At 68.6% G+C, this 22,598-nt stretch carries 16 protein-coding genes and 6 pseudogenes; 12 read left to right on the top strand and 10 right to left on the bottom strand.

The window, feature by feature from the left end; genetic code table 11:
* Window positions 1-33 precede the first annotated feature (33 nt).
* Together OG819_RS00420 and OG819_RS00415 are read left to right on the top strand one after the other, a co-directional pair.
* On the top strand, window positions 34-600 hold the full coding sequence (locus OG819_RS00420; protein WP_266647398.1) for a Chromate resistance protein ChrB: 567 nt from the start codon (window positions 34-36) through the stop codon (window positions 598-600).
* A 38-nt stretch (window positions 601-638) separates the two neighbouring features.
* Entirely contained in the window at window positions 639-1,775 is a 1,137-nt protein-coding gene (locus tag OG819_RS00415; RefSeq protein WP_266634796.1) for an MFS transporter, read from the top strand.
* A gap of 7 nt (window positions 1,776-1,782) precedes the next feature.
* Here OG819_RS00415 and OG819_RS00410 read toward each other — a convergent pair whose 3' ends face one another.
* Together OG819_RS00410 and OG819_RS00405 are read right to left on the bottom strand one after the other, a co-directional pair.
* Entirely contained in the window at window positions 1,783-3,165 is a 1,383-nt protein-coding gene (locus tag OG819_RS00410; protein WP_266647396.1) for an ATP-binding protein, read from the bottom strand.
* The gene (locus tag OG819_RS00405; protein WP_266630296.1) at window positions 3,162-3,833 is read right to left on the bottom strand and encodes a response regulator transcription factor; all 672 of its coding nucleotides are present in this window, start codon (window positions 3,831-3,833) and stop codon (window positions 3,162-3,164) included. Before OG819_RS00405 ends, OG819_RS00410 begins: the two co-directional genes overlap by 4 nt.
* Window positions 3,834-3,989: 156 nt before the next feature.
* Here OG819_RS00405 and OG819_RS00400 point away from each other — a divergent pair, with 156 nt between their 5' ends.
* The 3 genes from OG819_RS00400 to OG819_RS00390 are packed head-to-tail and all read left to right on the top strand — an operon-like array spanning window position 3,990 to window position 6,360.
* Window positions 3,990-4,682, top strand: a complete 693-nt coding sequence (locus OG819_RS00400) for a DUF4956 domain-containing protein (RefSeq protein WP_266630298.1) — start codon at window positions 3,990-3,992, stop codon at window positions 4,680-4,682.
* On the top strand, window positions 4,679-5,509 hold the full coding sequence (locus OG819_RS00395) for a polyphosphate polymerase domain-containing protein (RefSeq protein ID WP_266647394.1): 831 nt from the start codon (window positions 4,679-4,681) through the stop codon (window positions 5,507-5,509). Before OG819_RS00400 ends, OG819_RS00395 begins: the two co-directional genes overlap by 4 nt.
* Entirely contained in the window at window positions 5,506-6,360 is an 855-nt protein-coding gene (locus tag OG819_RS00390; protein ID WP_266647393.1) for a phosphatase PAP2 family protein, read from the top strand. Before OG819_RS00395 ends, OG819_RS00390 begins: the two co-directional genes overlap by 4 nt.
* A 359-nt stretch (window positions 6,361-6,719) precedes the next feature.
* Here OG819_RS00390 and OG819_RS00385 read toward each other — a convergent pair whose 3' ends face one another.
* From OG819_RS00385 to OG819_RS00375, 3 genes are read right to left on the bottom strand one after another with little or no spacing between them, the layout of a single operon-like run.
* Window positions 6,720-7,292 carry an NUDIX domain-containing protein gene (locus OG819_RS00385; protein ID WP_266647391.1) on the bottom strand — a complete coding sequence of 191 codons (573 nt, stop codon included), beginning with the start codon at window positions 7,290-7,292 and terminating at the stop codon, window positions 6,720-6,722.
* An 8-nt stretch (window positions 7,293-7,300) separates the two neighbouring features.
* Window positions 7,301-8,185 (bottom strand): adenosylhomocysteinase, encoded by an 885-nt coding sequence (locus OG819_RS00380; protein ID WP_266652506.1) that lies wholly within the window; start codon window positions 8,183-8,185, stop codon window positions 7,301-7,303.
* Entirely contained in the window at window positions 8,178-9,479 is a 1,302-nt protein-coding gene (locus tag OG819_RS00375) for an IS256 family transposase (RefSeq protein ID WP_266647389.1), read from the bottom strand. Before OG819_RS00375 ends, OG819_RS00380 begins: the two co-directional genes overlap by 8 nt.
* A gap of 238 nt (window positions 9,480-9,717) precedes the next feature.
* Between OG819_RS00375 and OG819_RS00370 the strand changes: the two are divergent.
* From OG819_RS00370 to OG819_RS00350, 5 genes and pseudogenes are all read left to right on the top strand, one after another.
* A pseudogene (locus OG819_RS00370) lies at window positions 9,718-10,466 on the top strand (transposase family protein).
* Window positions 10,467-10,475: 9 nt separating this feature from the next.
* A pseudogene (locus OG819_RS00365) lies at window positions 10,476-10,673 on the top strand (integrase); the annotation flags it as partial.
* 128 nt (window positions 10,674-10,801) lie between these two features.
* Window positions 10,802-12,058, top strand: a pseudogene (locus OG819_RS00360) (IS256 family transposase).
* Window positions 12,055-12,573 (top strand): GNAT family N-acetyltransferase, encoded by a 519-nt coding sequence (locus OG819_RS00355; protein WP_266647387.1) that lies wholly within the window; start codon window positions 12,055-12,057, stop codon window positions 12,571-12,573. The pseudogene OG819_RS00360 and the gene OG819_RS00355 overlap by 4 nt, the downstream one beginning before the upstream one ends.
* 34 nt (window positions 12,574-12,607) lie before the next feature.
* Window positions 12,608-13,045 (top strand): annotated as a pseudogene (locus OG819_RS00350) (IS5 family transposase); the annotation flags it as partial.
* 46 nt (window positions 13,046-13,091) lie between these two features.
* On the opposite strand, the gene OG819_RS00345 reads toward OG819_RS00350, so the two are convergent.
* The 5 genes from OG819_RS00345 to OG819_RS00325 form a co-directional block, all read right to left on the bottom strand.
* Window positions 13,092-14,309, bottom strand: coding sequence for an acetyl-CoA C-acetyltransferase (locus OG819_RS00345; RefSeq protein ID WP_266647385.1), 1,218 nt, complete (start codon window positions 14,307-14,309; stop codon window positions 13,092-13,094).
* A 65-nt stretch (window positions 14,310-14,374) separates the two neighbouring features.
* Window positions 14,375-15,724, bottom strand: coding sequence for an ISL3 family transposase (locus tag OG819_RS00340; RefSeq protein WP_266647383.1), 1,350 nt, complete (start codon window positions 15,722-15,724; stop codon window positions 14,375-14,377).
* A 178-nt stretch (window positions 15,725-15,902) separates the two neighbouring features.
* The gene (locus tag OG819_RS00335) at window positions 15,903-17,846 is read right to left on the bottom strand and encodes an acetoacetate--CoA ligase (protein ID WP_266647381.1); all 1,944 of its coding nucleotides are present in this window, start codon (window positions 17,844-17,846) and stop codon (window positions 15,903-15,905) included.
* A gap of 106 nt (window positions 17,847-17,952) precedes the next feature.
* Window positions 17,953-18,144 carry a ferredoxin gene (locus OG819_RS00330; RefSeq protein ID WP_266647379.1) on the bottom strand — a complete coding sequence of 64 codons (192 nt, stop codon included), beginning with the start codon at window positions 18,142-18,144 and terminating at the stop codon, window positions 17,953-17,955.
* Between the two features lie 50 nt (window positions 18,145-18,194).
* Window positions 18,195-19,397 (bottom strand): cytochrome P450, encoded by a 1,203-nt coding sequence (locus OG819_RS00325; protein WP_266647377.1) that lies wholly within the window; start codon window positions 19,395-19,397, stop codon window positions 18,195-18,197.
* Between the two features lie 1,137 nt (window positions 19,398-20,534).
* Here OG819_RS00325 and OG819_RS00320 point away from each other — a divergent pair.
* Both OG819_RS00320 and OG819_RS00315 read left to right on the top strand, forming a co-directional pair.
* Window positions 20,535-21,098 (top strand): annotated as a pseudogene (locus OG819_RS00320) (transposase); the annotation flags it as partial.
* A gap of 104 nt (window positions 21,099-21,202) precedes the next feature.
* Window positions 21,203-22,264 (top strand): annotated as a pseudogene (locus OG819_RS00315) (IS701 family transposase); the annotation flags it as partial.
* Window positions 22,265-22,598 lie beyond the last annotated feature (334 nt).

Below are 22,598 nucleotides of genomic sequence, written 5' to 3'. Positions count from 1 at the left end.
TGACTGGATGTAACGACTGATACATTCCTCCGTGTGACTATCGATTGGGCCGCTGTGCGCTGGGTGGTGCTGCTGGTGCGGCTGCCCAGCGGTCCCTCCCGCCACCGCGTCGCGGTCTGGCGGGAGCTGCGCCGGATCGGCGCGCTCTCCCTGGGCCAGGGCACCTGGACCGTCCCCGACGTACCGGTGTTCGCCGACGGCCTGGCGCGCGCGGTCGAGCTTGCCGACCGGGCCGGCGGGGAGGTCGTGACCCTCGATGCCTCTGGCCGCACGCCCGCCGATTCCGCACACCTCCGGTCGCTGTTCGCCGCTGCACGCCAGGAGGACTGGGCGGAGTTCCTCGCCGACTGCGGCAAGTTCGAAGAGGAGCTGGCCAAGGAGATACGGATCGCCAAGTTCACGCTTGCCGAGTTGGAGGAAGAGGAACACTCCTTGGAGCGGCTGCGGCGCTGGCATCGCGATCTGACCGCCCGGGACGTGTTCGGCACGGCGGACGCGGCCGAGGCCACCGAGCGCCTCAAGCAGTGCACGGCCGCCTGTGAGGACTACGCGGAGCGGGTCTTCCGTGCCCTGCACGAGGCACCGGAGCAAAGCGGATGACCCAGGCTCCGGAGGTGCGGACCGCGCCCGCCCGGCAGATGTGGCCGCTGTACGCCGCCGGATTCACCACCGCCTTCGGCGCCCACGGCATCGCCGCCAACCTCGGGGGCTTCTCCGACGACGCGGTCACCTCGCTGATGGTGCTGGGTGGCTTGCTCGCCCTGTACGACGGGGCCGAGGTGCTGCTCAAGCCTGTCTTCGGCACCCTCGCCGACCGCGTCGGCGCGCGCCCGGTGCTGCTGGGAGGGCTCGTCGCGTTCGCCGCCGCCTCCGCCGTGTACGCGGTGGCGGACAGCCCCGGCTGGCTGTGGGCGGCGCGCCTGGGCCAGGGCGCCGCCGCCTCCGCCTTCTCGCCCTCGGCGTCCGCGCTGGTCGCCCGCCTCAACCCGGCGGCCAAGCACGGCCGGGCCTTCGGCAGTTACGGCTTCTACAAGTCCATCGGCTACACCCTCGGCCCGCTGCTCGGCGGGGTGCTGGTGTGGGCCGGGGGTCTACGGCTGATGTTCACGGTGCTGGTGGTGCTCGGCGCGGCGGTCGCGGTGTGGGCCGCGCTCGCCGTCCCCGTCGTACCTCCGCTGCCCAAGGCCCGGCAGACGGTCCTCGACCTGGCCCGGAGGCTGACCCATCCCGCCTTCCTCCGCCCGACGGCGGCACTGGCCGCCGCGACCGCCGCTCTGTCGGTCGGCGTGGGCTTCCTGCCCGTCTCCGGCCGGGCGGCCGGACTGGGCACGGTCACCACCGGGGCCGCGGTGTCGGTGCTCGCCGCCTGCGCCGCGATCGTCCAGCCCCGCGCCGGTCGGGCCCTGGACGGCGGCCGCCTCACCGCGCGCGGCGGCATCACCGTGGGGCTGCTGATCACCGCCGCGGGTCTGGCCTGCGCGATGCTGCCGGGCCTGCTCGGCGTGCTGTCCGGCGCGGCCCTGATCGGCGTCGGAACCGGCCTGATCACCCCCCTCGGCTTCGCCGCCCTGGCCGCCTCCACTCCCACCGAACGGCTCGGCCAGACCATGGGCGCCGCCGAACTCGGCCGCGAACTCGGCGACGCGGGCGGCCCGCTCCTGGTCGCCGCCGTCGCCACGCTCACCACCCTCACCCTCGGCTACGCGGCACTCGCCGTCCTGCTCGCGATCGGCCCGGCACTCGGCCTCGCACGCCGCGCCTCTCGATGCCGCTGACCGGCTCTCAGCAGGGGATGTCGAGCGTGACCGTGGCCCCGTGAGGGGTGTTCTCGGCGTGGGCTGTGCCGTTGTGCGACGCGGCGACCGCGGCCACGAGGGCCAGGCCCAGTCCCGTACCGGGCGTGGTGCGGCTGGCCTCGGCCCGGCTGAAGCGGTCGAAGGCGTGCGGGAGGAAGTCCGGTGGGAAGCCGGGGCCCTGGTCGGTGACGGACAGGCGCAGGCGGCCGTCGTGGGTCTCGGCCTGCAGTCGGATCGCGCCGCTGCCGTGGCGCAGGGCGTTGTCCAGGAGGGTGCCGATGGCCGGTTCGAGCCAGCGCGGGTCGACGTGGACGGTGGCGCGGTCGTGTTCGACGGTGAGGGTGCGTCCGTCGCGTTCGGCGGCTGTCCGGTACGGGGCGCAGGCATCGTCGAGGAGGTGGCCGAGGCCGGTCTCAGTGCGCTGGATGCCTTCGCCGCTGCCGAGCTGTTCGAGGTCGAGGAGGGCGTTGGCCAGGGTGATCAGGCGGCGCACCTCGGTGTCGACGGAGCGCAGCGTGTCGGTGAGTTCCTCGGCGGTGCGCGGCCGGTGCAGCGCGACGTCGAGTTCGGCGCGCATCAGGGTGAGCGGGGTGCGCAGTTCGTGGCTGGCGTCCGCGATGAACTGGTGCTCGCGGGCGGCGGAGGCTGCCAGCCGGTCGAGCATGCGGTTGAGGGTGTGGCCGAGCCGGGTGATCTCGTCGTCGCGGTCGGTGGGTACTTCGAGGCGCAGGTCCTGGGCGCCGTCCGCGCTGTTGGCGAGGGTGGCGGCGCCGCTGCGGTAGCGCTCGACGGGGCGCAGGGCGGCGCGGGCGGTGCGGTAGCCGACGTACGAGGCCGCCAGCAACGTCAGCCCGGAGGCGAGGGCCAGTTGGGCGAGGAGCTCGCGCAGTGCCTCGTCGCGGTGGCCACGTTGGACGGCGGCGACCACGATGCGGGTCTGTCCGTCGGAGGTGACGCGCTCGGCTCGCAGCCGCAGGGTGCCGTCGGTGATGGGCAGCAGAGCCCCGATGTCGCGCCGGACGGTGGCGCCGCGTGCGACGGCTTCGCGTTCGGCGGGCGTGAGGAGCAGCTGATCACGGACGGTGTCGCTGGAGCGCAGCACCCGGCCGTCAGAGGCAAGGACCTGGTGGAGACTCCCGTCGGGACCGGTCGGCAGGCCCGCACCGGTGCCGACGGCCCGGTCCAGACTCTGCTGGTACGTGGCCAGGTCCTCGTCGAGCTGTCCGTCCAGGGCGGCTTCGACCCGCCAGTAGACCAGGCCCGCGGCCCCGGCCAGGACGAGGGACATGGCGAGGGCGACGGCCAGCATCAGGCGGGCGGCGACGGGCAGGCGCTGGAATCGTGCGGGCAGGCGCCCGGACCGTGTCACGGAGCGGTCTCCAGGCGGTAGCCCCGGCCGCGCAGCGTCGTGATGGTGGTGCGGTCGAAGGCCCGGTCGACCTTGGCGCGCAGCTTGGAGACGTGGACGTCTATGGCGTTGCTGCGCAGGTCTGTCTCGCCGTCCCAGACCTCGTTGAGGAGCTGCAGCCGCGAGACCACCCGGCCCGCGTTCTCCATCAGTACGTGCAGCACGGCGAACTCCCGCCGAGACAGGTCGAGTTCGCAGCCGCCCCGCCAGGCCCGCTGCTGCTCGGGGTCGAGGACGAGGTCGCCGATCCGGAGGCGGCCCGCGGGGTCGGCGCGGCGGCGTGAGATCGCGCGCAGGCGGGCGAGCAGCTCCTCCATCGCGAAGGGCTTGACGACGTAGTCGTCGGCGCCGGCGTCGAGCCCGGCGACCCGCTCGCTCACGGCGCCGCGCGCGGTGAGCAGGATCACGGGGACGTCGACGCCCTCACCGCGCAGGGTGCGGCACACCTCGACGCCGTCCATGCGGGGGAGCATGACATCGAGGACGACGGCGTCGAGGCGGGGATCGCGGGCGGCGGCGAGGCCGGAGGGCCCGTCGTATCGGCCTTCGGCCGTATGGCCGGACTCGCTGAGGTAGCGGACGACCAGATCGGTCAGGCGGGTCTCGTCGTCGACGACCAGGTAGTGCATGACGGTCAGGCTAACCGGGCGCGAGACCGCCCTGACGCCGGGCATCGAGAAGCCTTCATGGTCTGTTCATGCGCCATCCCTAGCGTCCTTCGTGTCGCGGTGCTTCGCGGACCGGGGCAGGTCCGCCGCTTGGCGCGCCGCCGGGAAGGAACTGCCATGCACGCGCTGGATACGGTGATATCGGTGCTCGCCGCCAAGGGGATCACGAACCAGATCGCCCCCATGGACCTGATCACGCGAGGCGGGCTCGACGTCATAGCCCTGCTGATCCTGGTCGGCTGGCTCTACCGGCGCCGCCGCAGCGCACCGGAGATGCCGCTCGTCCTGACCGCGCTGAACATCGGCCTGTTCGCCGCGATGGGCGTGATCAGCGCGGGCAAGTTCCCGACCGGGGTCGGCTTCGGCCTGTTCGGCATCCTCTCCCTGGTCCGGCTGCGCAGCGCGGCGTTCACCCTGCGGGACGTCGCCTACACCTTCGCCGCGCTGGTCATCGCCCTGTGCACCGGGCTGCCGCAGCGCGCGGGCTGGCTCGTCATCGTGCTGAACGCCCTCGTGCTCGTGGCGGTCCTGGTGGTCGACGACCCGCGCACGTACAACCCGACCCGGGTGGTGAAGCTCACCCTCGACCGGACCTACCCCGACCAGGCCGACATCCTGTGGGACGTCGCGGCCCGGTTCGGCCAGGTGCCCCTGTCCGTGGACGTCGACGAGGTCGACTACGTACGCGAGACGACCCGGGTCTCGGCCCACTACCCGGCCGAGCCGGGCGAGCCCGCGACCGTCACGGAGATCTCCGCCGTCACGGAGGTCGACGTCCCCGCGGCACGGGACGCCGGGAGGACGCTGTGATATCCGCCGCCTCCTTCGCCACCGCACTCGGTCTCTCCCAGTTGCCCGGCGCGACGCTCGCCGAGGTCGACGCGGCCGCCGCCCTCCAGCACCGCACCGACCGCAAGTACCTCGTCCCCCTCGACCGCACCCGCCGGTTCGTCGAGCAACTCGCCGACAGCCACCAGGTCCTGGACCTCGACGGACGCCGTACGACCAGCTACCACAGCACCTACTTCGACACCCCGCGGCTCGGCGCCTGGCGCGCCCACGTCCAGCGGCGCCGCCGCCGCTGGAAGGTGCGCACCCGGCTGTACGCGGAGGACGCACTGTGTCGGGTCGAGGTCAAGACCAAGGACGGCCGCGGCGCCACGGTCAAGCAAGCGCTGACGGTCCCGGCAGCGGCGTACGGCCAACTGGACGCGCAGGCGGCCGAGTTCGTGGACAAGGTACTCGCGGGCGCCGCGATCCCCGTCTGCGCCGCGGAGCTGTCTCCCGCCGCGGAGATCCGCTACGTCCGTGCCGCCCTCGCCGACCTGCAGCACGGTACTCGCGTCACGCTCGACGGTGTCCTCACCTGCCACCAGGGCGACGGCGACCGCACGGTCGCGCTCGACCCCGGCCATGTCCTCGTGGAGACCAAGGGAGGCGTCGGCCCCGCTCCCGCCGACCGGCTGCTCCTGCGCCTCGGCGCCCGGCCGGTGTCCCTCAGTAAGTACATCGTCGGGCAGGCGCTGCTGACCCCCGGCCTTCCCGACAACGACGTACGCCGTCTTGCCCGCAGCCACTTCCTGACCGGCCCGCATACGGCGCCGGCCAAGCTCCTCGAAAGGGACCACGCCGCATGAGCGCTCTGCGCAGCATCAAGTGGCCGTACGCCGTCATCGCGATCCTCGCCGTCGCGGCCGCCTCCTTCGGCCTGCTGCGGCCGCAGCTGACCACGGCCTCGGCCTCCGCCAAGAAGAATCCCGGTGCGACGGAGCGCATCAAGGAGAACCCGCCGCCCACGCTCTTCACCGACGCGGCGATCACCCCGCTCGGCACCCAGGTCACCGCCCAGCACAAGAAGGCCGACGACCTCTTCGCCCGGTGGAAGGCACAGCACGGGACCACACGCGACGACAAGGCGTTCGCCGCCTGGGCCGCCCGGCAGATCCCCGCACCGCCGTCCGCCAAGGCCCGCACCGCCGAACTGCACCAGGTCCAACAGCTCGCCAAGACCCGTACTGCCCGCGGGAAGAAGGCCGCCACCTGGCTGGAGCTCTACGGCAAGAAGGACATCTGGAAGCTCTACCAGCACGACCAGCGCGAACTGATCCCCGCCGCCCAGGGCACGGCGGAGAAGGCCCAGCTCAAGTCCGCCCTGAAGGTGGCCAAGACCATCAGCGACCAGCTCGCCGCCCGTGACAAGCAGCCCGCCCCGTTCGTCCTCGACCCGACCCTGCGCCCGGACAAGCACATCAAGGCAGGCGCCAAGGGCCCGTACTCCTACCCCTCCCGGCACGCCGCCCGGGCCGCTGCCGCGGTCACCGTGCTCAGCTCCCTCGCGCCGCATCGCGCCGCGGACTACCGGTGGATGCAGGACGAAGTCGTCTACTCCCGCGTCTACATGGCCGGCCACGTACCGAGCGACATCCTCGCGGGCACCCTGCTCGGCGACCTCATCGGCGACTACGAGATCGCGGTCAGCGGGAGCTGACTCCACTTGCCCCCTTCGGGGGACAGGGCAAGCGGAGGGCCCGCGGCGCCCGTATTCCCCTCGCACCCACCCGGCCTGCATCGCCGGGTGGGTCACCAGAGGGTGGTGGCCCCGCCCGTGATCAGCCCGAGTGCGGCGCAGATACCGAGTGCCTTGCTGGTGTCCCAGCTGTGGGCGGGACGGCGTGACAAGGGGGCGGGGGAGGAGGAACGCGAAGGCTCGGGATAGCCGGAGTCTGTCCGGCTGACGGTGTTTTTTCGGTTCTACGAGCGGACTTCATCAGATGAATGCGGCCGAGGGGAAAGGGCTTACGGGCGCGAGTGCGCCCGTCGAGGCGGCTCCGCGTGGGACCGACCGGCCTATTGGGGAGCGTCGGTACCGGTGTTCGGCCTGATCGTCCCCAGGACTCGGCTGCGCAGAGGTTCGGTCGTGAGTGAGTCGGCAAACTGCCAGGTGTAGTTGGTGACTTCCTCCTCCTGCAGTTCGACGGCGGTGTTCCCGGTGCGGAAGAGGAACCGGAAGTCGAAGTGCTGGTGCGCATCCTCGCCCTTGACAGGGTTGGCGGGGATCGGGTGGGCGTCGATGTGCAAGGGGATGCCACTGTCGAACCGGACCTGGTCGGCGGCGATGCCCGTCGCCTCGGCGAGCTCGCGCAGCGCGGCGTCCAGGAGAGAGGTGTCGGAGTCCTCGACGTGGCCGCCGGGGAAGAGCCAGGTGCCGAGGGCCTTGTGTTCGATCTGGAGGATTGGGCCGTCGGGACGGAGCAGGATCGCGCCGGCGGTGGCGTGGCCGCGGTACTTCTTGCGGGAGACGATCGAGTCGGCGGCCTCGTCGAGCACCTCGGTGAGTACCGCCAGCTGGTCCTTCTCGTCGGGACGCTGGGTGAGGTAGGCGTCGAGGGTGTCGCGTACGTGCTGTGTTGTGATGGGCATGGTGCTCCTCACCGGTTGAAATAGTTGAGCCACGTCGCGGCGATCGTGCTCCGGTCGGTGGCGTCGGCCTCGTGCATACCGGGGTCGAGGTCTCCTTGGGTGAGCATGCGGATTCCGGCGAGTATCTCGGCCTGCACGAGGTGGATGAACGGGCCCACGCTGGCGCCGTGGAGGAAGTTGACTGCGTTGCCGTCGTTGAGCAAGTAGAAGTAGTGGCCGGTGGTTCGGTAGCGGGTGACGTGGTCACCTGTGGGTGTGCCGGTGTAGATGTCGGGCAGGCCGTCGAGGTCGAGTTCCTCCTCGCTGCTGGTGACCGTGGCGACGTATGCCCCGTTGCGCAGGGCCGAGAAGTCCTCACCGCGGAGGGACACGGCCCCGGTGGCGCACAGGACCAGGCCGGCGCCCATGAGCGCCGCCTCGCGATCGCGGGCGACCGTGAACCCCTGCGACAGCGCCTGTGCCCGGCGAACCGGGTCGATGTCGTACACGGTGACGCGTACGGCTTTGGCGTGCAGCAGGCGGGCGATGCTGGAGCCGAGTTTGCCGAAGCCGATCACGAGGGCGTGGCGGCCGTTGAGGATGTCGCCCTGGTCGCGCATGAGGGCCTCGGTGGAGAACACCACCGACTGGCCGACGAGGAAGTCTTCGGGGTCCTTGAGCGGGGAACGAGCCACGGAGACAACCGGGCAGGGCAACTTGTCGTGCTCGGCGTAGCGCTTGTGGCCGTTCTCGGTGTCTTCGACCACGCCCAGGATGCGGCCGGAGAACCGGTCGTACAGGGTGTCCAGGGCTGGTGCGAAGTAGCCGCCGACGTCCAGCAGCGGGAGTGTCTTGTTCTTTGTGTAAGCCCTGGTACTGACGCTTCTTCTGTGTCGTGTGCTGTTGCTACTGATTCTCAAGGACGCGGTCGCCGTAGAAGCCGGCGAGGGTGTTGATGGCCTCCTTCCAGTTGCGGGTGCGGCCGGTGACGTTGGGGCGGTTGGGCTGTCGGTCGCGGATGACGAGGTAGAGCACCTTCAGAGCGGAGTCCTCGTCGGGGAAGTGCCCACGTCGGCGGGTGGCCTGGCGGAAGCGGGCGTTGAGGCTCTCGATCATGTTCGTCGTATAGACGATCTTGCGGATCTCGGGCGGGAAGCGGAGGAACATCACGAAGTGTTCCCAGTTGCGGCGCCACACTCCGATCAAGGCCGGGTAGCGGGTGCCCCATTCGGCCTCGAACTCCGAGAAACGGGCCTCTGCCGCGTCCGCGTTGGCGGCGGTATAGACGTGGCGGAGTTCCTTGGCGATCTGCGCCCAGTACTTGGTGGAGGCGTACTTCAGGCTGGCGCGGACCATGTGGACCACGCACAGCTGCACATCCGCCTGCGGCCAGGTGTTCTGGATCGACTCCGGCAGTCCCTTCAGCCCGTCACAGCAGGCGATCAACACGTCCTCCACCCCGCGGTTGCGGAGTTCGGTCAGCCAGGTCATCCAGGTCTTGGCGCCCTCGCCGCCCTTGCCGACCCACATCCCCAGCACGTCCCGCTCGCCCTCGAGATTGATGCCCACTGCGACGTAGACCGGACGATTGGCGACGGCTCCGTCCCTGACCTTCACGACGATGGCATCGATCATGACGACGGCGTAGACACGATCCAGCGGCCGGTTGCGCCAGGCTTCCAACTCCGAGCTGACCTGGTGCGTGGCCCGGGAGATCAGGTCGCGGGAGACCTCCACGTCGTAGATCTCCGACAGATGGGCCTGGATCTCCCCAGTCGTCAAGCCCTTGGCATACAGCGACAGGATCGCCGCGTCGAAGCCCTGCACCCGGCGGGAGTGCTTGGGCACGATGGCCGGTGCGAAGCTGCCGGCCCGGTCCCGCGGTACCTGAAGATCCACCGGCCCGACGTCGGTCAGGACCGTCTTCTTCGAGGTGCCGTTACGGGAGTTACCCGACCCGACGCCGGCCGAATCGCCCTTCTCATAGCCGAGATGCTCACTCATCTCAGCCTCCAGAGCCCCCTCCAGGACCAGCTTCACCAGCCCCTTCAGCAGCCCGTTCTCCCCGACCAGATTCACGCCTTCGGCGCGGGCCCGGGCCACCAACTGCCCGGCCAACTCCCGGTCCAGCTCCGCCAGTCTCGCCAACTCAGCCCCCGTACGTACGATGTTCGAGTCCTCGCGGGGGTGCTCGCTCTTGGTCCCCATGGTGATCCTTCCCGGCAGAGGTCCCACCTCATGCCATCTAGGTCACACCGGGGCATACACAATCTTTAGGACAGTCCCCCTCAAGGGGTTGCGGTGGAAAGCTCCAGCAGTGAGCGTTTTCAGCGTGGCCACTGATCGGGTGACGCCGGTTAGGTCGAGGTGAGGGCCGCAACGCACAAAGCCCCCGTGCCGTTGAGAGAGGTGTTCGACGTCTCAACCCACCGACACAGGAGCCCTGTTGGTTCCCCATCCTGCCGCACTCGACCTGCCCCACGCCCTGGTCGAGTGGGTCACCATGCTCATCGTCACCCGCGAGGGTGACCGACGGTGCAAACTCCCGCCGCACCAGCGTGCGCTCGTCGCTCTGGTGTACCTGCGCCGCCACGACACCCTCGCCCGGATCGCGGCCGGGTTCGGGATTCCGTCGGCACCGTCCACGCGTACGTCACCAGCGTGACCGACCTGCTCGCCGAACGAGCCCCTGGCCTACTCAAGACGCTGCGCGAGCACGATCCGGACTTCGTCCTCCTGGACGGCACTCTCGCTGAGTGCGACCGCGTCGGTGACAGCCGGGCCGACTACTCGGCCAAGCACCGCCGGCACGGCGTGAACGTTCAGGTCCTCACCGATCCGGCCGGCGAGCTGCTGTGGATCTCGCCCGCCCTGCCGCGTCGCACCCACGATCTGACGGCAGCCCGCACCCATCGCATCATCCGGATCTGCGAACGCCAGGGTGTCCCTGTCCTCGCCGACCGTGCCTACACCGGCGCCGGCCCCTGGGTCACCACCGGACTCAAACGGCCACCGGGCGGCGAGCTCACCCTCACCCAGCGCACCGTCAACCCGGCCCTGGCCGCAGCCCGGGCACCGGTCGAACGCGGCATGGCACGGCTGAAGTCCTGGCAGATCTTCCGCAGATCCCGCATCAGCCCGAACCGCATGACCGTCATCGCCAAAGCCGTCCTCACCCTGGAGAGGCAACGCTGAAAACGCTCAGTCAATGAGGAGGTCGATCCGGCCGCCGTTCCCAATCCGGCCCAGGTGCTTCGGCTGCTCGAGGCCGTTGCTCGCCAGCGGGGGCGGGGCCCTCATCTTGAAGCATTCTTCGGTTGCATGTACTTCGCGACTATGCGGCCAGCTGAGGTCATCCACCTCCGGATCGAGCAATGCCACTTGCCAGAGACGGGATGGGGATGCTGAACCGAGCAATGCTCAATACCTGTGGATCACTCCTGACGGAAGGAGGCGTACCTTCCCGATGGATCGATCGATAGGTCATCGAGCAAGGCCGACGTTGCCGCGTCGGTCGGGAAGGCACGCCGGTGCTTACCGTAGTCAACGAGGACGGAACCACGCCAAGCGGCAGTTCGCTGTTGGATGAGGTTGTTCGGGAAGGGGCACGGCGGATGCTGGCCGCCGCACTGGAGGCCGAAGTCAACGCCTAAATAGCCGAGTTGACTGATGAGCGCGACGCCAGGGGGCGCCGCCTGGTGGTCCGCAACGGCTATCACCAACCCCGGCAGGTCACCACCGCTGCGGGCGTGGTCGAGGTGAAGGCGCCGCGGGTGAACGACAAGCGCGTCGATGAACAGACCGGCGAGCGCAGGCGGTTCTCGTCCGCGATCCTGCCGCCGTGGTGCCGCAAGTCGCCGAAGATCAGCGAGGTGCTGTCCCTGCTCTACTTGCACGGCCTGTCCTCCGGCGACTTCGTGCCCGCCCTGAAGCAGTTCCTCGGCTCCTCCGCCGGGCTGTCGGCGGCGACGGTTACCCGGCTGACGACGCAGTGGCAGTCCGACCACGCCGCCTTCATGGACCGCGACCTGTCGGAGGTCGACTACGTCTACGTGTGGGCCGACGGCATCCACCTCAACGTCCGTCTGGAGGAGGCCAAGGCGTGCGTCCTGGTGCTCATCGGGGTTCGCGCCGACGGCTCCAAGGAGCTCGTCGCCCTCAAGGACGGCTACCGAGAATCCGGCGAGTCGTGGGCTGACCTGCTGCGGGACTGCGCCCGCCGGGGCATGCGCGCCCCGGTCCTCGCGGTCGGCGACGGCGCCCTGGGCTTCTGGAAGGCCCTGGCGGAGGTGTTCCCCGAAACCTGCGAGCAGAGGTGCTGGGTTCACAAAACGGCCAACGTCCTCGACTCCATGCCGAAGTCCGCGCAGCCGGGCGCGAAGAAGGCGATCCAGGACATCTACAACGCGGAGGACCACGACCACGCCGAGGTGGCGATCAAGACATTCGCCAAGCTCTACGGCGCGAAGTTCCCCAAGGCGGTCAAGAAGATCACCGACGACCAGGTGCAACTGCTGGCGTTCTATGGCTTCCCGGCCGAGCACTGGATCCATCTGCGGACCACGAACCCCATTGAGTCGACCTTCTCCACCGTCCGGCTGCGGACCAAGGTCACCCGTGGCGCTGGCTCCCGCACCGCCGCCCTGGCCATGGTCTTCAAGCTCGTCGAGTCCGCCCAGCAACGGTGGCGGGCCGTGAACGCACCCCACCTCGTCGCCCTCGTCCGCGCCGGAGCCCGCTTCGAACGCGGCCAGCTCGTCGAACGCCCCGAGGCGGTCGCGGCGTGAACCCCATCGCGGCCCAGGCCATCAGCACCGGGCGGCTGGACCTGCTGCCGCTGCACGTCGAGCACGCCGAGGAGATGGCTTCCGTGCTGTCCGACCCGGCCCTGCACACCTTCATCGGCGGCACCCCGGACACCCCGCAAGCCCTGCGTTCGCGCTACCAGCGCATGACGGCAGGCTCTCCCGATCCGGCCGTGTCCTGGCTGAACTGGGTGATCCGGCTCCGCGACGAGTCCTGCCTGACGGGCACAGTCCAGGCAACGGTCAGCCCCTCCGGCCACGGCCCCATCGCCGAGATCGCCTGGGTGGTGGGGACCCCGTGGCAGGGAAGGGGCATCGCCACCGAAGCAGCCCAAGGGCTCGTCGACTGGCTCAGCCGGCAGCCGGTGCACACCGTAATCGCCCACATCCACCCCGAGCATCGCGCATCCGCTGCCGTCGCCACTGCCGCCGGGCTCACACCGACCGACGAATGGCACGAAGGCGAGATCCGATGGCACCGGAGCATCAGCCGATAACTTCACCGATCCACAGGTCTTGACTATTACTCTCGACCGTGCCCGTCCCGGCTCAAAGCACCACCTGATTGTCGACCGCAACGGTACCCCGCTGGCCGTCACGCTCACCGGCGGCAACCGACACGACGTCACCCAGCTCCTGCCGCTGGTGGATGCGGTCCCATTGATCCGGGGCCTGCGAGGGCGGCCGCGCCGTCGGCCCCGGCGACTGTACGCCGACCGGGGCTACGACTTCGACAAGTACCGCCGTCAGCTGTGGAAGCGCGGCATCAAGCCGCTGATCGCCCGACGCGGCATTGCTCACGGCTCCGGACTCGGCAAGGTGCGCTGGGTCGTGGAGCGCGCGTTGGCCTGGCTGCACCAGTTCAAGCGCCTGCGCATCCGCTACGAGCACCGGGCAGACCTTCACCAGGGGCTCCTCGAACTCGCCTGCTCGATCATCTGCCTGCGGCGGCTCTCGCGATCATTCTGAAACGATCAGTTAGGCGCCTGAGGTGTCTATGTGGTCAGAGCACTAGCTAGACCAGTCGCTCCACCACCATCGCCATTCCCTGTCCGCCGCCGACGCACATGGTTTCCACGCCCAGCTGCTTGTCGCTCGTCCGCAGGTTGTTGATCAGGGTCGCGGTGATGCGCGCGCCGGTCATTCCGAACGGGTGGCCGAGAGCGATCGCCCCGCCGGAGACGTTCAAGCGATCCTCATCGATGCCCAGCTCGCGCGCCGAGCCCAGGACCTGCACGGCGAACGCCTCGTTGATTTCGAAGAGGTCGATGTCGGTTATGGACAGTCCCGCGTGCTTCAGCGCGTTCCTGGTCGCTTCGATGGGGCCGAGACCCATGATCTCGGGCGACAGCGCTGAGACACCCGTCGATACGATGCGCGCGAGCGGCGTCAGCCCCAGTTGGTCCGCCTTGGTGTCGGACATGATCACAAGCGCCGCCGCGCCGTCGTTGAGGGGGCACGCGTTGCCCGCGGTGACGGTGCCGTCGGGACGGAACACCGGAGCGAGCTTGCTGACGGCTTCGTACGTCGTGCCGGCCCGGGGGCTGTCGTCCTGGGCCACCACGGTCCCGTCCGGCAGGGTGACCGGTGCGATCTCGCGGGCGAAGAATCCGTTCTTGAGGGCCTCTTCGGCGCGGTTCTGACTGAGGACCGCCCAACGGTCCTGTTCCTCACGGCTTATACCGGTGAACTGGGCGACGTTCTCCGCGGTCTGCCCCATGGCGATGTAGGCATCCGGCAGGTCTCCGCCGTCCCGGGGATCCGACCACGTGCGCCCTCCGGCGGCCAGCTCCGCCGTCCGGGCCTGGGCATCGGCGAAGACAGGGTTCTGAGTATCGGGAAGCGAGTCGGAGTTCCCCTTGGTGAACCGGGACATCGCCTCGACACCGGCCGAGATGAAAGCGTGCCCTTCGCCGGCCTTGATCGCGTGGAAGGCCATGCGAGTCGTCTGCAGCGAGGACGCGCAGTATCGCGTGAGGGTCGTCCCCGGCAGCGTGTCATAGCCCAGTTGGACTGCCACGTTGCGGGCCATGTTGAAGCCCTGCTCGCCGCCGGGAAGGCCGCATCCGAGAATGAGATCGTCGATGCCGGCAGGATCGAGCGCCGGCACCTTGTCCAGTGCGGCTCGAACCATCTGCGCCACCAGATCGTCCGCGCGCATGTCGACGAGTGAACCCTTTCGAGCTCGTCCTATGGGTGAGCGAGCGGTGGCAACTATGACGGCCTCAGGCATTGCGTATGTCCCTTGTCTGTGAAGTGGTCGGGGGATTTCGGGGTCGGCTTCGTGGGTCTTCGAATTTAGTGGGGGTGTGCCTCCCGTCGGCTTCGCCGGGTGGTTGCGCAGCGTGAGCGGAGGCGTTGGTTCGCTCGGTTGCGGAAGCCGAAGGCGTTACGCGCTTCGAGCTTGATGAGGCGGTTGTTGCCCTCCGAGGCGGCGTTGGTGATCCCGGTGGTCAGGTAGGTCTCGATGCCGTCCCACCACTGCTCGATGGTCTCGGCGAGGGTGACGAGTTCGGGCAGGTGAGCGTGGTCGGCGACGTGGGCGAAGAAGCGGTGGCGGGCGGTGGAGATCGCGGAGTGGTCGGGGGTGACGTGCCTGCGGGTGACGGTCAGGCCCAGGAGGTCGCGCAGGAGTTCCTTGCCCTGCCAGGCCGCATAGATCTGTCGGCCGTAGGTCCCCATGTACTCCAACTCGGTCTTGAGGAGCTCGCGTTGTTCGTCGGTGAGGTCTTCCTTGTTGCGGCGCAGGAGCTTGCGGACGCTGTAGATGCTGTCGCCCTTGCGGGCCCGGCGGCCGTGCTGTTTCCAGGTGAGGCGTCGGCGCAGGTCGGCGAGGTGGCGCTGGGCGAGTTGCACGATGTGGAAGCAGTCCACGACCACCGCCGCGTGCGGCAGGGCACGGTGGACGGCGGCGCGGAAGGTGGAGCACAGGTCGATGGCGACGTAGCGGACCTGCTCGCGCCAGGCGGCGGGCCGGGCCGTCAGCCAGTCGGCGACGGAGGCGGAGTTGCGGCCCTCGACCTGGCCGAACAGGCCGCGCCCGCCGATCGCGTCGACGAAGCCGATGTGCCAGGCGTCCGCGACCAGCTCCCACTTCTCCGTGTCCGGGTTCTGCTCCCACACCGGCTTACCCCGCCGGGTCTCGTCGATCCCGATCGCCTCGGTCACCGGCGGCTCCTCGGGCAGGACCTTCGCGGCGTAGTCCTCGAAGCAGTGCTGCACGATCGGCCAGGACAGGCCCAGATCCCGGCCGGCCTGCACCACCGATCGCCCGCCGTCACACACCGCGGCCCCGGCCGCCCGCCGAAGCGCCCCGGTCGTACGCATCCGCGCGGGTACCTGGCCTATGGACTCGGTGAACGAGCGGCGGTCGCAGTCGAGTTCGGTGCAGTGCCAGCGTGCCTTGCGCCACCGGATACTCACCGGGCGCCCGCCGCAGGACAGGTGTCTGGGGGCGGTGGTGCGGTAGTCCTTCAGCCGGGTGGAGAAAACCCCGCACGAGGGGCAGGCCCTCGCGGACTCCTCGTTCGTCACGACGTATACCGTCGATCCGCCTGCCTTGTCGTCCTTGACCTGCGTCACACTCACCCCCTCCAGCCCAAGCAGTCGCGTCGCAGCCTCGTTGGTCCCGGTATCGTCGATGCTCAAGCCCGTGGGTTCTTCATGATCGGTTGCCTAGACAACAACCATGATCACGAAGACCCGCGGGCTCCTTGCGTCCAGGCCACCCACACCCCAGGCCCATCACGCTCGGTGACTGAACGTCAGGCCGTCACCGCCGCACCCCCACTAAATTCGAAGACCCGGCTTCGTGCGGTCAGGTCTGTCAAGGACGAGGGGGCCTGAGGTCGGCGAACCAGCGCAGAGCCGCCACATCGTCAACGGATCCCGGGTCGACGACATCGTTGAGCGCCGCACCCTGGAGCAACCGCTTGATGGGGATCTCCAGCTTTTTTCCGGTCCGTGTGTGCGGAATGGAAGGCACCTCGATGATCTCGTCGGGCAGGGCTCGAGCGGATACCTCTTCGCGGATTTCCTTGCGAATCCGGTCGCGGAGATCCTCGTTGAGGCCGACGCCCGTGCTCAGGACGACGAAGAGAGGCATCCAGTACGAGCCGTCCGCATACTCGGCGCCGACAACCAGTGCTTCACTGACTTCGGGCAGACGCTCAACTGCCTGGTAGATGTCCGCGCTTCCCATACGCACGCCGTTACGGTTGAGCGTCGAATCCGATCTTCCGTGAACAACGAGCGACTGCCGGTCAGTCAGGGTGATGAAATCGCCATGTCGCCACACCTCCGGGAAAAATGACAGATAAGATTCCCGGTAACGGGACTTGTCATCGTCGTTCCAGAGGTGAAGGGGCATGGAAGGCATCGGCTTGGTGATCACCATCTCGCCGACCTGGCCGATTACGGGTGCCCCGCCGTTGTCCCAGGCTTCCAACGCCGCGCCGAGCGATATCACCGGGATCTCTCCGGCGTGGACCGGCTCGACCGGCACCGCGCCGGCGAACGCGCTGACAACATCCGTGCCGCCTGTCACGGACACCACCTGCACCTGCTGACCGAACTCACCGGCGACCCACCGGTAGGAGTGAGCGGGCAGGACAGAACCCGTGGATCCGAGAACGGCCAGTGCGGAGAGGTCGTGTCGCGCACCGGGCGAGATACCCGCGGTCTCGGTGGCGTTGAGATATGCGGGACTGGTTCCCAGGGCTGTCACCTTGAGCCGCGCGGCCAGTTCCCACAAGGCGTCAGCGTGCGGGAAGGAGGGGCTTCCGTCGTAGCACACGATGGTGGCGCCCGTGAGAAGGCCCGCTATCTGGAAGTTCCAGACCATCCAGCTGGGGGATGTGTACCAGAAGTAGACGTCGTCAGGTCCGAGGTTCAGGTGGAACGACATCTGCTTGAGGTGTTCGAGCACGACGCCGCCGTGGCCATGCACGAGACCCTTCGGCTTGCCGGTGGTTCCGGAAGAGAACAGGACCCACAGAGGATGCTCGAACGGAACCGCTACGGGCACCGGTTCGGCGTCTCCGGCGGAGACCTCGGCCCAGGACAGGGAATCGGGGACGGGGGCGTGTCCCAGCCGCGAGATCATGATGGTGTGCCGCACGGACGGAATGGCCGAGCGAATCTTCTCGGTCGCATCGCGGCGGTCGTGCGCCTTGCCGCCGTAGCGGTATCCGTCGGCCGCGAAGAGGACCACGGGCTCCAGCTGGCCCAGTCGGTCGACAGCGGCCGAAGGAGAATAGTCCTGGCCACACGACGACCACGTCGCGCCGATCGAGGCGCTGGCCAGGAACGCGACGATCGCCTCGCTGACGTTCGGAACATAGCCCGCCACCCGGTCGCCCTGGCTAACCCCGAGACGGTGCAGGGTCTGCGCCACCGCCCCGACCTGCCTGCGCAACTCCCGCCAGGTCAGGTGCTGAATGGCCGGGCCGCCCGGCTCGGCCACGTCGATGATCGCGATTCCGTCCTGATCGGCATGGCGCAGGACTTGGTCGACGTAGTTCAGCTCAGCATCGGGAAACCAGTGGAAGTCCGGCATCGGACCGCCGGTGAGAACCGTCTCGGTATCGCCCTGGAGCCGTACGTCGAAGAACTCGGCCATCGCCCGCCAGAAACCCTCGATGTCGGCCACGGACCACGCGTGCAGGCTGTGGTAATCGCTGACCTGGAGATTTTTCCGGGCCTGCACCCAGAGGCGGAACGCTTCGATGTTCGCCGACTCGACGACAACTCGCCGGGGTGTCCACACCACTTCCCCCGAGCCGGCGACGGACGCGGCTCCGTCCAGGTGCTCGTCACCACTTCTCATATGTGTCCTCCGGACAGCTGCGCGCGACGGCAGTACGCCGCGGGGCGCGTCACAGGTCGACCGTCACAGCCGCGATGGGGCAGACCCGAGCCGCGGTCCTGACCGTGGCTTCGAGTTCCGCGGGGATCGAGGTGACAAGTGTTCGGGCCAGTCCCTCCTCGTCCACTTCGAACACCTGCGGCGCTACGTCCTGACACATTCCGTGTCCTTCGCAGCGTTCGCGATCGACCGATATCTTCATGGGGAACAGCCGCCTTCCGTTTCTCACTCTTGCGGGACGCTCGCGCGCGGTTACGCCGTGTGCGCGATTTCGAGAGGGTGAAGTCGCACCGGCAATGCCGCGAAAGCATGGATCAAGTTGTTGACAGACCGGGTCGGCTCTGACAGCAGCTCGATGTGGTCAACGCGACGGATCAGAGCGCGGAGCATCGACTGGATTTCGAGCCGGGCAAGTCCCTGTCCCGCACAGCCGTGCAGACCGTGGCCGAAACCGACGTGCTCGGCGGCATTGTGGCGGCGGACGTCGAAGCTTTCGGCGTCGTCCCCCCAGAAGCCTTCATCCCTGTTCGCGGAGGCGAAGAAAACTATGATCCGCGTGCCGGCCGGGAGCAGATGTCCCTCGATGGTCGCATCAGCCGCCAGGACGCGGGAAAACGCGCGAACGGGTGACTCCAGACGCACGACCTCCATGACGGCGTTCGGTACGAGCTGGGGATCCTCCTGGACCGCGCGCCACTGGTCCGGATGCCGGCTGAAGAGCCACACCATGCTGCCGATCGCGCTGATGGTCGTGTCCAACGACGGTGCGAGGTAGTCGACGACCATGGAGATGGCCTGACGGGTGGAGATCTTCTCCTCGTCCAGTGCGTCGAGCATCTCCGCGGCTGCGCTTCCGGGGAGGACGGTGCGTTCCGCGACCACCGTCGAAGCGAACTCGAAGAGTTCCTGCACCTTCGGCATGGCCTGCTCCGCCCTGGCGTTCAGCGGGCCCTGGGCATCGAAGGCGGCAGCGGCCCACTGCAGCATGTTGTCCCGTTTGTCCTCCGGCCACCCCACGAGGTCGGGCACGATGGACACAGGCAGCGCTCGCGCCAGATCGGTGACCGCATCGATGCCGCTCTTGTCGGTCAGACTCTCGACGAGTTCGTTCGCGCGGGTCTGGATGGCGTCGGCCATGGGCTTGAGCGCATGCGGGCGCAGCCGCTGGTTGAGAATCCGGCGCTGCGCGTCGTGGGCCTCGCCGTCGCTGTGCAGGGTCGTGCCCTTGGCTATCTCATTCACGAGGGGATTGAGTGCCACGCCTTCGCCGGAGAGGTACAGGTCGTGATCGGCGAGTGCCCGGCGTACTCCCTCGTAGCGCGTCAGTGCGTACATGTCGTGGGCTTCGAGCCGGATGAGTGGCCCCAGCCGCCGCATGGCGCGCAGGTGAGGTGCCATGTTCACGAGGGCGTCGGCAGTGAAGATGTCGTGAGGGTAAGAGGGCAGAGTCGCCATGGATGGTCTCCGTTGACTATCGGCGGGGAAGCGGGAGGACTGCCGTGGTGGGGGCTGCCGGCGGGGAAGGTGGCTGCAGAATCTCGGCCGCGCCTGCGACCGACTTCGTCAAGGTCGTCCACCTGCCATGACGCGTGGAGCGGTTGGTGGATCCGATGGCGACGTGGCCGAGCCGTCGAGGCCTCACCCCGTCTCTCAGGACTCCAGGCGCCCGAGTAATCCCTCTGGGCGCATGCCCGAGGAGGTTGTACGCGACCGGAAGCGGTGAGGTTCGCGTCAGCTGCTGGGTGACCATGGTGCTCACCCGGTTCGACGGCCGCGAGCATCCCCTCGGGGCACGCGACTTCGAGTCCGAGCGCATCGACATGGCGGGCTGTGCGGCTGGGATCATCCGGGCAGTCGGCGTGGGCAGGGAGTTGCATGGGGCTCCGGGCTGGACCAGGAATCAGGCGCAACCGGCATCCGCCCTCGGCTGTATTCAGCCACCCGTCCGAGGTGTCGATGAGGCCGAACCCCTCGTGGCGGGCCCGAGGGGCAGTCGCATCCGGGACGCCGATCGTGAATGCGTCGAGTCGGTGCAGTGGCATGTCAGCTCCTCAGGACGGCGCAAGCCGTCTTCGACGCCACAAGGGGTGGCTGCGGAGTCGATCGTGGTCCGGATGCGCCGGCCATGGGATTTCGCTCGCCACTTCACCTCTGGCTCGCCGCCCACGGATGTCCGTGCCGTGGCCGTCTGACCGGCGTGGGCAGGCTAGCTCCAGAATATTGGAAGAAGCAAGAGATAATCGAAATTATGTCAGATTCGCGACTTGGCTGGACTGCCCGGACGAGGACAGCGGCGCGCACGCCGGGTCCGACGGGTAAAGCGGGGGACGGCGACGGGGGGACTGCCCGGCTGCGCCCGCAGGTGACCATGGGGGGTGGATCGTTCTGCTGAGCTGTCCCGAGTCCCGTAGGCCCCGGTGATCTTGTTCTCGGGCGGACTGTGGGCTCGCTCCTGGCTTCGCCGGAAGTGGCGTGCGCACCCGGAGGGCGGTACGTGGTCGAGGGCGGAGTGCGGGCCTTCGTCGTACCGGGTGACCCACTGGAAGATCACCCGCTCGACCTGGACGACGCCGTCCAGAGCCCGACCGAATCTGGCACCCGGCCCTGGGGCAGGACGGATTCCTGCGCGGCTCAGCCGAGGTCGCCGAGCTGACCGGCATGGTCGACCTGGCCGGATTTCCTGACGGCACCCGCCTCATCGTGAGAAGTGAGCGCCCGCATCCCCGCGCCCAGCTCTCCCTGTTCGACCTTGACGAGGGCATGCGCCACCAGGTCTTCCTCACCGACACTCCCATCGCGGGCGGCGGCGGATCCATCCAGCACCTTGAGGTCCGCCACCGCGCGCACGCCCGCGTCGAGAACCGCATCCGGTGCGGCAAAGCCACCGGTTTCGACCGCTTTTCCCTCCCGGCTCTTCCAGGTCGACGCGGCCTGGTTGGAGCTGTCACTGACCGCAATCGACCTGCTCGCCTGGACCCGCGCCCTGCTGCTGAACGGCGAACTGGCCACCGCAGAGCCGAAGAAGCTCCGCTACCGGCTGGTGCACGCAGCCGCCCGCATCACCCGTGGAGGCGCCACCTCCACCCGCGGATCGCCGCCACCTGGCCCTGGCGTCATGAGCTGGCGAACGCTTTCGCCTGCCTCGCGGCCCTGCCTAGTACTGCAACCGCATCTGCCGTGACAGGTGCTGGGTTGGCTCGTTGTTCCGACTGTGCGATGAATCGTTGACGGTTGAGCAGGTCGAGTCGTGGTCCGAGGGGATAGCCGGGTTCCATGCCCGGTTCGCCCACCGTTTCGGCAGGTCGGAGCCCCGCGAGCGGGCGTCGGACTACCTGAACGGGTTGCTCGCGCCGCTTGAGAAGAAGAACGGGTGGACGCTGTCGGAGCAGGTCGGGCAGTTGCGCCCCGACGGCGTCCAGCGCCTGCTCAACCACTCCGACTGGGACGAGAACGCGGTCCGCGACGATGTCCGGGACTTCGTCGTGGAGACCATCGGCGCCAAGGACGCGGTGCTGATCGGCGACGACACCGGCTTCCTGAAGAAGGGCACCAAGTCCGCCGGCGTCCAGCGGCAGTACACCGGCACAGCCGGCCGCACGGAGAACAGCCAGATCGGAACATTCCTGGCCTACGCCTCCGCCAGGGGGCGGGCGTTGATCGACCGCGAGCTCTACATCCCCGTCTCCTGGACGGATGACCGTGACCGCTGCCGCGCGGCCGGGATCGACGACGAGGTCCCCTTCGCGACCAAGAACGAGCACTTCAAGTGGATGCTGCAACGCGCCATCGACGCGGGTGTCCCGTTCGCGTGGGTCACCGCTGACGAGGCATACGGGCAGGTCAAGCACCTGCGAGTGTGGCTGGAGGAACGTCGGGTCGCGCACGTGCTGGCCACGAAGGTCAACGACACTGTGATCACCACGCACGGGGCGGACACGCGGGTGGACCAGTTGGTCGCCGCGCTGCCCCGCCAGCGGTGGAAACGAATCTCCGGCGGGGCCGGCGCGCACGGTGAGCGGATCTACGACTGGGCGCGTGTCGCGATCCGCCCGTCCTGGGAAAACGGCTTCGGGCACTGGGTGCTGGCCCGACGCAGCGTCAGCGACCCGAGCGAGATCGCCTACTACGTCTGCTACGGCCCGGTCGCCTCCCGACTGAAAGACCTGGTCAAAGTAGCTGCCGCGAGGTGGGCGGTCGAGGAGTGCTTCCAGACCGCACTCTCCCTTCGCGGTCTGGACCACTACCAGGTGCGGCTCTACCGGGCCTGGTACCGCCACATCACCCTGGCCATGGCCGCCCTTGCCTACCTGACCGCCGTCCGCGCCGCAGAAGCCACAAAGGGGCACTCTCGACGACGAGCAAGACCTCATACCCCTCAGCGTCCCGGAGATCCGCCGGTTGATGGGCCACGTCGTCGTCACGCGCCACTGTCACAGCAACGAGCACCATCTGCACTGGTCACGCTTCCGACGACGCAGCCAAGCCCGAGCCCGCCGCTCCCACTATAAACGCCGAGGCCACATTCTCCAGATGCGGTTGCAGTACTAGGCCGGCCACCTGACCAATAGCGCTGCCTCTGTCCACCCACAACCCGAGGGACCCGGAGCACCCCGACCCGAGCGCCGGGCCCCCGGCATACCCACCCACCGAAAGCCA

It is taken from the genome of Streptomyces sp. NBC_01549 (assembly GCF_026339955.1).
In the GTDB taxonomy this organism is placed as follows: domain Bacteria; phylum Actinomycetota; class Actinomycetes; order Streptomycetales; family Streptomycetaceae; genus Streptomyces.
The sequence above is the reverse complement of the archived record's forward strand: the minus strand, read 5'-3'. Positions and strand labels throughout refer to the sequence as shown.

What these genes read in the sequence shown, in the direction of transcription:
- OG819_RS00415 (WP_266634796.1), top strand. Translation starts at nt 639, where the DNA reads ATGTGGCCGCTGTACGCCGCCGGATTCACCACCGCCTTCGGCGCCCAC.
- OG819_RS00405 (WP_266630296.1), bottom strand. Translation starts at nt 3,833, where the DNA reads ATGCACTACCTGGTCGTCGACGACGAGACCCGCCTGACCGATCTGGTC.
- OG819_RS00400 (WP_266630298.1), top strand. Translation starts at nt 3,990, where the DNA reads ATGCACGCGCTGGATACGGTGATATCGGTGCTCGCCGCCAAGGGGATC.
- OG819_RS00390 (WP_266647393.1), top strand. Translation starts at nt 5,506, where the DNA reads ATGAGCGCTCTGCGCAGCATCAAGTGGCCGTACGCCGTCATCGCGATC.
- OG819_RS00385 (WP_266647391.1), bottom strand. Translation starts at nt 7,292, where the DNA reads ATGCCCATCACAACACAGCACGTACGCGACACCCTCGACGCCTACCTC.
- OG819_RS00375 (WP_266647389.1), bottom strand. Translation starts at nt 9,479, where the DNA reads ATGGGGACCAAGAGCGAGCACCCCCGCGAGGACTCGAACATCGTACGT.
- OG819_RS00345 (WP_266647385.1), bottom strand. Translation starts at nt 14,309, where the DNA reads ATGCCTGAGGCCGTCATAGTTGCCACCGCTCGCTCACCCATAGGACGA.
- OG819_RS00330 (WP_266647379.1), bottom strand. Translation starts at nt 18,144, where the DNA reads ATGAAGATATCGGTCGATCGCGAACGCTGCGAAGGACACGGAATGTGT.
- OG819_RS00325 (WP_266647377.1), bottom strand. Translation starts at nt 19,397, where the DNA reads ATGGCGACTCTGCCCTCTTACCCTCACGACATCTTCACTGCCGACGCC.